This window comes from Streptomyces sp. NPDC055025 (genome assembly GCF_053608565.1).
Map to the genome: position 1 here is coordinate 1 of NZ_JBSGVS010000088.1, position 13,413 is coordinate 13,413.

9 protein-coding genes are annotated in these 13,413 nt (G+C 70.6%); 2 read left to right on the top strand and 7 right to left on the bottom strand.

Going from position 1 to position 13,413, the window contains the following annotated elements; all coding sequences use genetic code 11:
- Positions 1 to 126: 126 nt before the first annotated feature.
- The 5 genes from ACWGDX_RS35705 to ACWGDX_RS35725 all read right to left on the bottom strand — a co-directional run bounded on the left by ACWGDX_RS35705 (position 127) and on the right by ACWGDX_RS35725 (position 7,525).
- Positions 127 to 2,466 carry a glycosyltransferase gene (locus tag ACWGDX_RS35705; RefSeq protein ID WP_453632459.1) on the bottom strand — a complete coding sequence of 780 codons (2,340 nt, stop codon included), beginning with the start codon at positions 2,464 to 2,466 and terminating at the stop codon, positions 127 to 129.
- On the bottom strand, positions 2,463 to 3,986 hold the full coding sequence (locus tag ACWGDX_RS35710) for a hypothetical protein (protein ID WP_453632461.1): 1,524 nt from the start codon (positions 3,984 to 3,986) through the stop codon (positions 2,463 to 2,465). Before ACWGDX_RS35710 ends, ACWGDX_RS35705 begins: the two co-directional genes overlap by 4 nt.
- Positions 3,987 to 4,214: 228 nt before the next feature.
- Entirely contained in the window at positions 4,215 to 4,898 is a 684-nt protein-coding gene (gene leuE, locus ACWGDX_RS35715) for a leucine efflux protein LeuE (protein ID WP_453632463.1), read from the bottom strand.
- A 178-nt stretch (positions 4,899 to 5,076) separates the two neighbouring features.
- The gene (locus ACWGDX_RS35720) at positions 5,077 to 6,771 is read right to left on the bottom strand and encodes an acyl-CoA mutase large subunit family protein (RefSeq protein WP_453632465.1); all 1,695 of its coding nucleotides are present in this window, start codon (positions 6,769 to 6,771) and stop codon (positions 5,077 to 5,079) included.
- A gap of 247 nt (positions 6,772 to 7,018) precedes the next feature.
- Entirely contained in the window at positions 7,019 to 7,525 is a 507-nt protein-coding gene (locus ACWGDX_RS35725; protein WP_453632467.1) for a hypothetical protein, read from the bottom strand.
- A 469-nt stretch (positions 7,526 to 7,994) separates the two neighbouring features.
- Here ACWGDX_RS35725 and ACWGDX_RS35730 point away from each other — a divergent pair, with 469 nt between their 5' ends.
- Positions 7,995 to 8,921 (top strand): L,D-transpeptidase family protein, encoded by a 927-nt coding sequence (locus ACWGDX_RS35730; protein ID WP_453632496.1) that lies wholly within the window; start codon positions 7,995 to 7,997, stop codon positions 8,919 to 8,921.
- Positions 8,922 to 9,157: 236 nt separating this feature from the next.
- On the opposite strand, the gene ACWGDX_RS35735 is transcribed toward ACWGDX_RS35730, so the two are convergent.
- Both ACWGDX_RS35735 and ACWGDX_RS35740 read right to left on the bottom strand, forming a co-directional pair.
- The gene (locus ACWGDX_RS35735; RefSeq protein WP_453632469.1) at positions 9,158 to 10,426 is read right to left on the bottom strand and encodes a hypothetical protein; all 1,269 of its coding nucleotides are present in this window, start codon (positions 10,424 to 10,426) and stop codon (positions 9,158 to 9,160) included.
- Positions 10,426 to 11,310: an RNA polymerase sigma factor gene (locus ACWGDX_RS35740; protein WP_453632498.1), complete on the bottom strand. Its 885-nt coding sequence runs from the start codon at positions 11,308 to 11,310 to the stop codon at positions 10,426 to 10,428. The genes ACWGDX_RS35735 and ACWGDX_RS35740 overlap by 1 nt, the downstream gene beginning before the upstream one ends.
- Before the next feature lie 532 nt (positions 11,311 to 11,842).
- Here ACWGDX_RS35740 and ACWGDX_RS35745 point away from each other — a divergent pair.
- Positions 11,843 to 13,378, top strand: coding sequence for an AAA family ATPase (locus ACWGDX_RS35745; protein ID WP_453632471.1), 1,536 nt, complete (start codon positions 11,843 to 11,845; stop codon positions 13,376 to 13,378).
- Positions 13,379 to 13,413 lie beyond the last annotated feature (35 nt).

Here is a 13,413-nt window from a genome sequence, read left to right on the forward strand (position 1 = left end):
CCGCGCTGCCGCCCCGGGGGGCGCGGGGGCCACACCGACAACCACGAGACGCACGATGCGGGGGGGCCACCGGGAAGGTGGCCCGCCCTCACTCGTTCATTCGTCTTCCGCGGTCCCCACGGGGACCTAGCGGACCGGGGTCCCCAGGATCGCCCGCAGGTCCGCCGCGTTCGCCTGGGTGATCTTCCACAGCTCCTGCTGCCGGCCGTGCACATCGGCGACGGACGCGGCGTGGTCGTCCAGCAGCCCCACCGCGCGCTCGGTCAGCACCGCGCCGAGGTTCTTGTCGTGGACGGACACTCCCCACTCCGGGCGCTCGATGTCGGCCAGGAAGTACGCCATCTTCGGGTGCGAGATCAGGCTGATGATCGGCGTCCCGCAGCCGAACGGGATCATTCCCGCGTGTCCGCGCATGCCGATGACCAGCTTCGTACGGGCGTAGGTGTCGCGGATCTCGTCGTTCTCGAAGTCGTACATCGGGATGACCGGCATCGAGATACCGTGCTCGCGCCGCAGATCGAAGGCCATCTTCTCGTCGTCGAGCGAGTGCGCCACACACTTCACCTCGGCGTGCTCGCCCAGCGCGCGCACCGCCTTGGCCATCTCCGCGAGGAAGTGCGCGTAGTCGTGGCCGAACCGCAGCCCGGCCCGGTCGTAGGCGGCGTTGATCAGGACCGTGTCCTCGCGGAACGCGGGATCGGTCCAGCCGTCGACGAGCTGGCGGGTGACGGTGGTCGGGCAGGGCTGGAAGCGCACCTTGTCCTGGAGCTCGGCCGGCAGCAGCGCGCGGACCTTCTCGATCGAGCCGTGGTTGCGGAGCCCGAAGAAGGAGGCCTGCTCGACGAGCAGCCGCAGGCTGGCGTTGAAGCGCCCGGCCCGGTACGACTGGCCGTCGAAGGCGTTGAAGCCGACCGCGTACACCACGATGGGCACATCGATCCGGCTGAGGTGCTCGTCCGGGACGTTCCACTGCCACGCGCTGTTGCCGTTGGGCGCGGTGTCCGGGATGAACAGCCCGCCGCCGCCGATGACCAGTCCGCGCCGGGCGTTGACCCGCTCCAGCGCCGCCTCGTCGAAGTAGCGGTGGGCATGGATCGAGTGCCAGCGACGGGACCCGGTGTCGGCGTCGAAGGTCAGCCGCACGGACTCCGGCAGCAGCTTGTCGCCCGCGTTGCCCTGCTGGGGCATGTAGAAGGCCACATGGGCGAGCTGGTCCTCGGGGGCGCCCTCCCGGGGCCCCGGTACGTCCTGCGTACGCAGCCGCATCAGCCGGTTGGCCCGGTGGGTGGGGTCGACGGAGAGCCCGTCCAGCGCGTAGCTGCGCGCCGTCTCGTCGTCGCCGTGGATCCAGGCGATCTGGGCCAGCCGGGAGTAGCCGGTCGCCGCCCGGTTGGGGGCGGAGGTGGCCAGCAGGAGCTGGGCCTCCGCCTCCTCGTAGCGGGACACGCTCATCAGCGCGTGTCCGTACACCTCGTGCGGCCAGGCGGCGTCCACGGGGATGTGCACGGACCCGAGGATGTCCACCGCTTCCTGGAACTCGCCCGCGCCGATGTGCGCCAGCGCCACCCGGCGCGCGCTCTCCACATCGCCGGTACGGGCGACATGCGGGGCGCCGAAGTGCACGAGCAGATCGTGGTGGGTGGTCCCGGGCGCCGCCATGTACGCGGCGTGGAACTCGGCGTCGGACAGCTCGTACTCGCGCCAGCGGCTCTCGGCCTTGCCGTAGCCCTGCTCACCGCCCTGCCAGGGCTTGTGCCGCCCGGTGAAGTGCAGGATCGCCGTCTCGTCGGGTACGGCCAGATCGCCGGAGAGCCGCCGCTTGACGAAGTTGTAGCGGCTGTCGAGCTGGAGGAAGTCACCGTCCAGGACCGCGTTGAGGATGCCCTGGTCGTGCTTGTCCAGTTCGTAGTCACCGCTGCGGCCCACGGCGTCGATCCGCGCGCAGAACTCGTCGCTCAGATACTCGCGCTGGATGACCAGGAGCCCGCTGTTGAGCTTGTGCTGGCCGTAGAAGAACTGCGGTACGGCCGCCAGCCCCTCGCGCAGCCTCAGCAGCTCGCCCAGATCGCCCAGCACCACCATGTCGGTGTCCAGGGTGATCACGGTGTCGTAGTCGCGGATGCGGAACACGTCGAGGATGAAGTACGCCTTGCGCACCAGGTAGTTGTCCTGGTCGCCCTTGGCGTACGAGTCGTAGCGGGCCGCGTCGACGCGGCGCAGTTCGATACGCGGGTGCAGGGCGCGGATCTTGGCTATGGAGGAGGGCCGCAGATCGTCGTGGAGGACGATGAAGTCCTCGCACACCCCGGGGTTGGAGAGGGCGAGACTGCGCAGCAGCACCAGGAAGCCCGGCAGATAGTTCTCGTCGACGAAGCTCGCGAACGCGACGCGCCGCTTGCCCGTGAGCGCGTGGGCCGACGCGGCGGCGGCGGTGCGGCCGACGGCGGAGAAGGTGGTGGCGGTCATCGCAGGGAGATCCTCGCATCGGTCACGCTCTGGGCGCGTTCCATGACCCACGCCTTCTCGCTGGTGTACTCGTGGACGGAGGTGATGGGCATCTTCATCGCCTCCTTGAGGCGGTAGGCGCCGCTCTCGTAGAAGTCGAAGCCGATCAGATCGAGCTTCGGGCTGACGTCCAGGAAGTCCAGCAGCCAGAGCATGTTGAAACCGCTGGTCGGGATGGAGCTCCAGACATCGGCGCCCAGCTTGCCGATGTTGCGCACCGGCCAGCGCAGGGACTCGTCGCCCAGATACTGCTGGGCCCCGGGCACCAGCCGGTTGCGCAGGGAGTACTTCCAGTCGCCCGAGATCCCGCCGAATATCAGCCGCGTGGTGACCTTCTGGTCCCAGTTGAAGCCGTGCTTGTGGATGGAGACATGGATGTCGGTGCGCTTGCCGGTGGCCGGTGCGTCGATCTTGTACGAGTTGAAGCGGACGACGAGGTCGTACGCGTCTATCTCGCGGCCCAGCGATCCGTTCCCGACCCGCTGGGAGTTGGCGATCAGGCAGATGGACTTGCCGGCTATCTGATTGCGGAACTCACCGAGGGTGAGCCACTCGACATCGCCGAAGGTGGGGTCCGCGACCGGGCCGCGCTGCCGGTTCCTGCGCTGCTCGGCGTAGAGGCCGACGAGATCCCGCAGCTCGGAGGCGTCGCCCCCGTTCACACCGATCCGCAGGTCGAGGTAGTGCGCGATGGCGTCCTGGAGGTCCGGCAGCGGATAGGCCGCGTCCCTGGCCATGGTGAGCAGCGCGCCGACCAGCCGGGGCTCGGCCTGGGCCCAGTCGCCGAGGTCGTGCAGGGCGAGACCCTCGGCCCAGACGTCGGTGGCGGGTCCGCCGTGGAGCGCGGCTCTGGGGGACTCGCTCTCCAGCAGCCGCAGCAGCTCCTCCTGGCGCTGCCGGCCGATGCGCATACCGGCGTTCTTGGACACGACGCCGAATCCGTCGTCGTCGGTGAGCGCGAGGTAGCGGTCGTACGCCTCGATGGTCCCGGCCTCGTCGCCCAGGGCCTCCAGCGTTCTGGCCCGCAGCCGCCAGCCGGCCCGCGATCCCTTGCGGGCGGTGAGCACGGTGTCGCTGATGACCGCGGCGAGCTTCAGCTCGTCGTCGTAACGGCACTCCAGGGCCTTGTTGCCGACGGCCAGCAGGGCGTCGAGCAGCTCGCTGCTGAGGAGGCCGCCGCTGCCGGTGGCGGCCTTGGCACCGCGCCGGAGCAGTGCGGTGGCGCCGCCTCCGGACGAGGCCGCGGCGCGGGACGCGGAGGACTGCGTCAGGGCGTAGGTGGCGAGCAGACCGCGCAGCTTCTCCGCGAGCTCGATGCGCTTGCGGTCCAGGCTGGCGACAAGTTTGCCGCTGTGAACCGCACAGGCCTGGATGCAGTCCTCCAGCTCGACCGGGTTGATCCGGGCCTGTGGTGCTCCGCTGTCGGGCGTAACGGCCGGACTCCCCCCGTTACGCGGCCTCGGCCATCGGTTACGGCCCATTGTCATGCTTCTCCAAGCGTTTGCCGCCCCGCTGACGAATGGCGGGTCGGCAACAAGCTAGGAAACGGACACGACTCAAAGGTGAACTCAATACATCCGTCCGGGAAACGTCGGTCCTCGGCCGGCCAGGAACCGTACCGCTCGAACTGACATTCGCCACTGTGCGCTCGGGACGGTCACGCGACGTGCGGCTTTCCCGTCAGGCGCTCCCCGTCAGGCGCTGCTCGGTCAGGCGCTGCTCAGGGTGAGCTTGACGGCGAAACCGAGGAACAGCGCTCCCGCCGCCGAGGTCATCCCCGCCGAGAGGCGCTTGCGGCGGCGGAAGGCGGCGGCCAGGTGGGTGCCGCCGAAGATGAGGGCCGAGAGATAGAGGGCGCTGGCCAGATTGGCGAGAAGCCCGAGCAGGACGAACGACAGCGCGGGGTGCGCGTACACCGGGTCGACGAACTGCACGAAGAAGGAAATGAAGAACAGGATCGCCTTCGGATTGAACAGGCTGATCAGCAGGGCCCTGCGGTAGGGCCGCTCCACCGTGGCGGGTGCCTCGGGCGCGGTGCCGGGCGCGGTGGCGGGTGCCTCGGGCGCGGCGGCCTCCTCGCGCTCGTGCCGGGTGCGCCAGAGCGCCCACGCGGCGCGCATCATCCCGACCGCGAGCCAGGTGAGATATCCGGCGCCCGCGTATTTGACGATCCCGAAGAGCAGTTCGTTGCCCTGGAGGAGGGAGGCGACACCCGCGGCGGAGAGCGCCATCAGGACGGTGTCGCCGCACCACACACCGGCGGCGGCGCTGTAGCCCGCGCGTATCCCGCGGCGGGCCGCGACCGAGAGCACATAGAGCGAGTTGGGCCCCGGCAGCAGAACGATCAGAACGAGGCCGACCAGATATGTCGGCAGGTCAGTGACACCCAGCATGGAGCGGAGTGTCGCACACGCGCGCGAATGGACGCATATGAGTTCAGCAGGCGTACACGCACCCGCTCCCCAGGTCCCGGACCCCGGACCCCGGTAGGTCCCGGACCCCGCTCCCCGCCCTCGTACCGGCCCCGGACCGCCCCCGGACCGGTCTCCCGGACCCGCCCCCGGAGCGGTCTCAGAACGCGTCCGACGGCACGTACGTCCCCCACACCTCGCGCAGCGCGTCGCAGACCTCCCCCACCGTCGCCCGCGCCCGCAGCGCCGTCCTCATCGGCGGGAGCACGTTGTCCGTGCCCTCCGCCGCCTTCCGCAGCCCGGTGAGCGCCCCCGCCACCGCGCCCCGGTCGCGCTCCGCCCGCAGCCGGGCCAGCCGGGCCGCCTGCCGGGCCTCGATCGCGGGATCGACCCGCAGCGGCTCGTACGGTTCCTCCTCGGTCTCGTCGAGGGGATAGCGGTTGACGCCCACCACCACGCGTTCGCCGCTCTCGGTCTCCCGGGCGACGGTGTACGCGCTGCGCTCGATCTCGCCCTTCTGGAAGCCCCGTTCGATCGCCTCGACCGCGCCGCCGAGATCCTCGACCCGGGTCATCAGCGCGAGCGCCGCCGCCTCCAGCTCGTCCGTCATCCGCTCCACGGCGTACGAACCGGCGAACGGGTCGACCGTGGCGGTGACATCGGTCTCGTACGCGAGAACCTGCTGCGTACGCAGGGCGAGCCGGGCCGCCTTGTCCGTCGGCAGGGCGATGGCCTCGTCGTAGGAGTTGGTGTGCAGCGACTGCGTACCGCCGAGGACCGCCGCGAGCCCCTGCACCGCCACCCGGACGAGATTGACCTCGGGCTGCTGCGCGGTGAGCTGTACGCCCGCCGTCTGCGTATGGAAGCGCAGCATCCACGACCTGGGGTCGCGGGCCCCGAACTCGTCCCGCATGATCCTGGCCCAGATCCGGCGCGCGGCACGGAACTTGGCGATCTCTTCGAGGATCGTCGTTCGCGAGACGAAGAAGAAGGAGAGCCGGGGCGCGAAGTCGTCGACGTCCATCCCGGCGGCGATGGCGGTCCGCACGTACTCGATGCCGTCGGCCAGGGTGAACGCGATCTCCTGCGCGGGCGTGGCCCCCGCCTCCGCCATGTGGTAACCGGAGATCGAGATGGTGTTCCACCGGGGCAGTTCGGCGCGGCAGTAGCGGAAGATGTCCGCGGTCAGCCGCAGCGAGGGCCTGGGCGGGAAGATGTACGTGCCGCGCGCGATGTACTCCTTCAGCACGTCGTTCTGGACGGTGCCGGTCAGCGCGGTGGCGGGCACCCCCTGCTCCTCGGCCACCAGTTGGTAGAGCAGCAGCAGGAGGGCGGCGGGCGCGTTGATCGTCATCGAGGTGGAGACCTGGCCGAGCGGGATCCCGTCGAACAGCACCCGCATGTCGTCGGCCGAGTCGATCGCGACCCCGACCTTGCCGACCTCGCCGCTCGCGATCGGGGCGTCGCTGTCGTACCCCATCTGGGTCGGCAGATCGAAGGCGACGGACAGACCGGTCGTACCGTGGGCGATCAACCGCCGGTAGCGGGCGTTGGATTCGGCGGCCGTGCCGAAGCCCGCGTACTGGCGCATCGTCCACGGCCGGCCCCGGTACATCGACGGATGAATCCCGCGGGTGAAGGGGTACGAGCCGGGCTCGCCGAGCTTCTCCGCGGGGTCCCAGCCGGCCAGGGCGCCGGGGCCGTAGACCGGCTCGACGGGCAGTCCGCTCTCGGTCGTCCGGCCACCGCCCCCGCCGCTCCGGGCCCCGCCCCCGCCCCCTCCGCCGGGGTCACCGCTCCCGTCGCTTCCGGCCCCGCTCCCGTCGCTCCTGGCACCGCCGGGCTCGCTCGCCATCTGTTCCGCCTCCCGCTGGTCCACCCGTCACCGCCACGGCTTCCTGACGGACTGTAGTGGCGGACACACGCCGGGCGACGGGGCACACGCGGGAGGCCGGCGCGGAGGACGGTCCTTGGCGTGGCACGTCAGGAGCGGTCCCCCCGCACGGCGGCGAGGGGACCGCGCCGATCACACATCCGGGATCACGCCCGCCCCAGGGGACCGGGCAGACATGGAGGGGACGGCCCGGACCGTCAGAAGACCCTCAGTTCGTTTTGAAAGTGGAAATGACGGTCGCGCACTGACCGGCGACATCCTCGTACCAGGCGGTCCAGGTATTGGTCGAGTAACTGTTCAAGCTGCACCAGACCGTGCCGCTTGTCGTCATGACCTGAACGGCCTTCGCCCAGCCGAACTCATAGGCATTGAGGAAGAATGCGGCGCGACCGCCGTGCGGCATTTCCTTCCAACCCCCCGAACCCGGCCACGCGTGCCAGATCGTTCCGGAGGGGGCGATTCCGAAGCACTCCTGCGTACCGCTCGCGAAGAGGTAGACCCCGGCCGGGCTGTTGCTGTTGGCGGCGAAGGTCCCTTGATACGTGTAGCAGGAGAATGCCGCGGCTATGTTCTCCTGCGGGCTCACGAGGGTGCCGTGCACCATCTGTCTGCTGTCGCCCGAAGGCACACCAGGGCCCTGGGCCGAGGCCGGAGCGGCGAGTGCGACAAGTGCGGCCAGCGCCGTCAGCGTTGCGAAGGGCAGACGAGATTTCACAGGTACTCCCTTGAGATCGAGTCAGCGGGCGGGCGGAACGCGCCGAGAGCCCGTCGCCGTGACAACCACGAACCCTCTGCCCGAACAGGGCGACAAAAAGACGTCACCCCGTCAGGCATTTGCGACATCGGGGAAACACCGCACGGGACTCCCGACGCGGGAGGTCACACCATGCGTCGCTTCCGTCACTCAAGGTAAAATTATGGGCGGATCGTGGTTATAGATCAATTGCGCGCCAAATGAACAGGTGCTGAGGGAACGTCAATTTCTGAATGAACAATTGAGTTGAAAGGTGTCAACAGGTGAGGCGGCGATCACCCGCACGGCCTCGACGGCTCGGGCTGGATCGATGACCGGATCGGCGCCCGCCCGCTTGCGGCAACCCTTCCCCGCGGACAACTGTCCGAGGGGACACTGAAGGAACACGCGCCATGGGACTCGGAGTACGGGGAGGGACACGGGGATGGCGATGTTCAGGACATCGGCCCTGCGGACGGGGCTCGTCGCGACCGCCGTGCTGGCTGTGAGCGTCGGCTGTACGGTGCGGCCGGGCGGCAGCGGGCCGCTGACGGACGCCAGGCCGGGCGGCACGCCGGTGGGGGCGCGTGCCACACCGGGGAACGGGCCGGCCGAGCCGTCGCGGACGGAGTCCGGGGAACCGTCGGCGCGCCCCGCGGCCGACCGTACGACTCCCCCGCCTCCCCCGCCCGCCCCGAGCGAGAGCGCGCCGCGGACCGCGCCGGACCCGGCCCCCGAGCCGGAGCCGGAGCCGCTGATGGCGAGCGGCGACGAGAGCGAGCAGGTACGCGAACTCCAGGCCCGACTGCGGCAGACAGGCCATTTCGACCGCGCTCCCACCGGCTACTACGGCTCGGTCACGGCCGCCGCCGTCTCCTCCTTCCAGACCGGGCGCGGTCTGGACCCCACCGGCGAGACGGACGCCGTCACCTGGGAGAGGCTGCTCGCGGTGACGGACAGGCCGACCCGCGACGAACTGCGCCCGCCCACCACCGAGCCGGTCGCCGAGCCCGATCCGCGGTGTCTGAAGGGGCGGGTGATGTGCATCAGCAAGAACAGCCGCACGCTCTCCTGGATGGTCGACGGCACGGTGAAGTCCTCGATGGACGTCCGCTTCGGCTCGCAGTACACCCCGACCCGCGAGGGCACGTTCGAGGTGGGCTGGAAGTCGCGGCACCATGTCTCGACGCTCTACGACACACCCATGCCGTACGCGATGTTCTTCAGCGGCGGCCAAGCGGTCCACTACTCGGCGGACTTCGCCGCCCGCGGCTACGAGGGCGCCTCGCACGGCTGTGTCAACGTACGGGACGAGACGAAGATCGCCGCGCTCTTCGACGAGGTCCGCACGGGCGACAAGGTCGTCATCTACTGGTAGATCCGCCGGCGTAGGACAGCCGGGTCCGACGCGGATGTCCGTATCCGAACGGCCGGAGCGTGAGTGGCGCGGGCGGGACCGGGGGAACGTGACCCGCCCGCGCCGAGTGCGCTGAGCCGAAGGTACGGGGGGAACCCCGGCTCGATGCGCGGCCGATGACCAGTCGGCTCACTCTTAACTGCGTCGCGGCGCGAAAAAACGTCACACTTGTCGGTCGGCGAGGGGAAAGCGGCAGGTCAGAGAATTTCCAGCGCGGAGTCGACCGGGCTTGTGCCGGGGGCCGGTTCCGGGTCCGGGACCGGGTGCGTGATGGACGGTTCGGGTGTCAGGAGGGGCGTGGGGGACGGCGTCCAGAGGACGGGACCGTCCGGCGGTCCGTCGCCCGTTCCGCCGCCACCGCCGCCCGCGCCGCCGTTCCCGCCACCGCCGTTCCCGCCGTTGTCGTTCCCGCCGTTGCCATGGCCGCCGTGCCCGTCGCCGTTGCCGTTCTCGGAGCCGTGCCCGTCGTCGATGCCATTGCCGACGCCGTTGCGGACCGACCCGTCGCCCCTGCCGTCATGGTCCCCGCCGGCGCCGCTCGAACCCTTGCCGCCCTTGCCGCCCGTGGCGCTCCTGCCGTCCAACAGCCGGTCGCAGAAGCGTTTCGCTCCCCCGTGGCCGTCGGCCGCCGACTTCAGGGCCCGCCTGCGCTCCTCGTCGATCGTGCCGCCGCGATGGGCACGGCAGGCGTCGAGCGTCTCGCGGTAGAGCATGCCCGCCCGGTGTCCCTGCGCGGAGGCCGACAAGCCGCTCCCGGCGAGGGCGCCGCCGTCCTCGTCCCGCCCGGAGTCGCCGTCCCGCGCGTGCGCGCCGCCCGAGCCCTCCTCGGACGAGGGATGCGGCGTGAGCCCTTTCTCACCGTCCGGTCCCGGAGTCTCCGAGGGACCGGCGGTGTCCCGGCCGCCGTCGGACGGCCCGGAGAGGCGCGGACCCGGAGAAGTCACCGACGAGACGGAGTTGGCGGGTACGGGATCCTGCTCGCCGGCGAAGAGCGGGGGCATGACCCCGGCGCTCGCCGCGACGGCGATACCGCCGAGCGCGCAGCCGGCCACCGCCACGGCGAGTCCCCTCCGCACGGGGCGGCCGAGGCGTGGTGCGCCGATGTCACCGGGCGCGGGAGCGAGCCGTACCGCACCCAGCAGACTCTCACCGACGCCAAGCCCGGAGCCGAGGCCGGCGCCAAGACCGGAGCCGAGACCGAGGCCGGCACCGGCACCGGCGCCCACCGCTGTCGTGCCTGTCGCGCTCTCACCCGCCGTGCCCGCACGGCGGAAAGCGGCCAGGGCGGCGGCCTCGCCGGGGAGTTCGGCATCGTTTGCGTACGTGACGGCGGCCATGTTCCGCAAGGCCTCGGCGAGCCGTTCCGTTCTGGCCAGGACGTCCTCGTCCAGGGCCTCCACGGGCTCACCTCGCAGCAATCTCTCCGCCACGTCCTTGTCGAGCCACGCGTCACGCTCGTCGGCCATCACATGTCCCTCTGCGTCCGCAGGCGCGAATGCGTCACACCCGCGGACGCCGCGACCTCCGGTCGAGCGGTGCGCTGCTGCGGTACGACACCGAGTCCGCCGCCGTGACCTGCGGAGGCACGGTGCGCGGTGCGGCGGCCGCCGCTGTCGGGTGCGTCACCGGTTCCGGTGGCCGCCGCACCGGACGTACGGGCCGACGTACCGGCCGACGTACCGGCCGCCGGTGCGGCCGACGCGCCGCCCGCACCGGTGCCGGGCGGCCCGTCCCCGAAGTAAGCGTTTTCCCGAGAGCCGTCGGTGCCACCGGCGTTATCGGGATAACCGGGACGCTCCTCGTCGGAGTCGAGCAGTTCGGCCAGCCGCTTGAGCCCGCGGTGCGCGGCCGTCCGTACCGCGCCGGGCCGCTTGCCCAGCGTGCGCGCCGCGCTCTTCGCGTCGAGTCCGACCACCACCCGCAGCACGACGGCCTCGGCCTGGTCCTGCGGCAGCCGCGCTATCAGCGCCATCGTCCGGCCGGTGGCGAGCGCCTCCATGGCCTCGTCCTCCGTGTCGGACTCGGCGGGCTGGCCGGTCAGCTCGGTCTCGTCGGCGCCGATGGCCGGGCGCCTGCCGCGCATCCGGATGTGGTCGAGCGCGCGGTTACGGGCGATACGCGCGGCCCAGCCGCGGAAGCGGTCGGCGTCCCCGGTGAACCGGGCGAGGTCACGGGCGATCTGGAGCCATGCCTCGGAGGCCACGTCCTCGGCGTCCGGTTCACCGACGAGTGTCCGTAGATAGCCCAACAGCCGCGGGTGCACCGCGCGGTACACAGTACGGAAGGCGTCCTCGTCCCCGTCCTGTGCCGCGAGCACCGCGGCGGTCAGCTCCGCGTCGTCCCCCAGCACTCCCACAACCTGTCCTGAAATCGCGGCTGGTCACTGCCGCGCCGCCCCACGCGTTCCTGAACGCTACGGCCTTCCCGCCCTCTCGTCCATGACTTGTACAACCTGCAACAACTTGCTGACGTTATGCGGTGTGACAGAAAACGCATCCATGGCGCTGAGATGAGTACGGGGCCGCACCGCGGCTCCGGTGGACGGCGACCGGGGCCTCTCCTGTGGGGGGTGGCGGCCCCGGTCGTCCTCCTGTCTGCCCCTGCTCTGACCAGGCAAGATGCGGGTCGCGGGGCCTCCGCACGACCAAGGCGGGACCAACGCGGCCGGCAATCATCCGATCCTCCCGAGGCCAACGCGCCGCGTCGGCGCGGAAAAACACGCGTTCTGTGTCCGGAGGTCAACCCGGTATGGCACTGGGTCAGCTCGGCCCCGGACCCGCTCACCCCACTCCGGATCCCAGCGGCGCGGTAGGAAAACGGCTCCCCGAGCGGCTACAGCCAATCCCACTGAGACGCATCTTGTCGAAGTACACTTAGACAAAATGCGTCGCAGCCGACATGTGGGAGACCCGGTGAAGACCAGCCTGCTCGCCAAGCCGGATGACGTGGTCGACCGGGACCGGGAGTGGGGCCTGCTCGCGGAGTTCCTCTCCGATCCGGATCCCGCGATGCGGCTCGGCATCGTGTCCGGGCGGCGTCGGCACGGGAAGTCGTACCTGTTGCAGGCCCTGTCCGAGCAGGTCGGCGGCTTGTATGTCACGGCGGTCCGGGAGGAGGGGCGGCTGCCCGCGATCCAGCGGTTCAGCGATGCGATCGCCGCCCATGCGGGCCTGCGGCCCGGCAGTCTGCGCCTGACCGGTTGGCGGGATGTACTGTCCAACGCCCTGGACGTGACGGCCCGTTCACCTCACCCGCTCCTGGTGATCGACGAGTTGCCCTATCTGCTCCAGCACTCGCCCGAGATCCCGGGCCTGCTCCAGCAGCTTTACGACGAGCACCAGCGCGGTTCCCGCCCCAGCGCCGGACCGGGCCCACGGTTGATCCTGTGCGGTTCCGCGATGAGTGTCATGCACGAACTGCTCTCGGGGACGAAGCCGCTGCGCGGCCGGGCCGTGGTCGATCTGCGGCTGGGACCCTTCGACTACCGGGGCAGCCGCACCTTCTGGCAGATCACCGACCCGCTGACCGCGCTGAAAGTGCACGCCGTCCTCGGCGGCGCACCCGGCTACCGGCCGGTGGCCGCCCGCCCGCATCCCGACGACGGCTTCGACACCTGGCTCGCCCACACCCTGCTCGACCCCGGCCGGGCGGTGTACTCACGGACCGAGACCGAGTACCTGCTACGCGAGGACCCGAGGATCACCCAGCACACGCTGTACTACGACATCCTCACCGCCATCGCCCAGGGCGCCACCACGCCCAGCAAGATCGGCGCGGCCCTTGAGCGTCCGCGCAACGCCGTCGCCCACCCGCTCGGCGTACTGGAGTCGACCGGCTACATCCGGCGCGAGCAGGACATCCTGCGCACCCGGCACCCGGTCATCACGCTTGCCGACCCGGTCATCCGCTTCAACCAGTTGATCACCCTCCCGCAGGCCGCCGCGGTCGAGCAGGGATTCGCCGAAGAGGTCTGGCGGCAAGCCGCCCCGACCTTCAACTCCAAGATCCTCGGCCCGCACTTCGAGGACCTGGCCCGCGACTTCACACGCCTCTACGCCCACACCCTGCTGCCCTCAGGTCTGCCCGGACCACTCGGCACCACCGAGGTCGCCGACCAAGCCGCCCGGACGAAACACGAGGTCGACGTCATCGCCCTGGCCGCCGGCGAGCGCCCGCAGGCACCCCGCGCGAAGATCGCGCTCCTTGGAGAGGCCAAAGCCACCGCCGCCCGCCGGGGCACCGGAGACCTGGAACGCCTGGAACACATCCGCGAACTGCTCACCGCCCAGGGCTACGACACCACCGGCACCATCCTGGCCCTGTACTCGCTGCACGGCTTCTACCCCGACCTGATCGAGCTGGGCGCCCGCCGACACGACGTCCTCCTGGTCGACTTGCCCACGCTCTATTCGGTATGAGGCGAAGCCTTCAGTTCCCGCGGGGTACGGGCGTC

Bases quoted from the DNA above. Each gene is read 5' to 3' on its own strand.
- ACWGDX_RS35705 (WP_453632459.1), bottom strand. From the start codon at position 2,466: ATGACCGCCACCACCTTCTCCGCCGTCGGCCGCACCGCCGCCGCCGCG.
- ACWGDX_RS35710 (WP_453632461.1), bottom strand. From the start codon at position 3,986: ATGGGCCGTAACCGATGGCCGAGGCCGCGTAACGGGGGGAGTCCGGCC.
- leuE (WP_453632463.1), bottom strand. From the start codon at position 4,898: ATGCTGGGTGTCACTGACCTGCCGACATATCTGGTCGGCCTCGTTCTG.
- ACWGDX_RS35720 (WP_453632465.1), bottom strand. From the start codon at position 6,771: ATGGCGAGCGAGCCCGGCGGTGCCAGGAGCGACGGGAGCGGGGCCGGA.
- ACWGDX_RS35730 (WP_453632496.1), top strand. From the start codon at position 7,995: ATGTTCAGGACATCGGCCCTGCGGACGGGGCTCGTCGCGACCGCCGTG.
- ACWGDX_RS35735 (WP_453632469.1), bottom strand. From the start codon at position 10,426: ATGGCCGACGAGCGTGACGCGTGGCTCGACAAGGACGTGGCGGAGAGA.
- ACWGDX_RS35745 (WP_453632471.1), top strand. From the start codon at position 11,843: ATGCGTCGCAGCCGACATGTGGGAGACCCGGTGAAGACCAGCCTGCTC.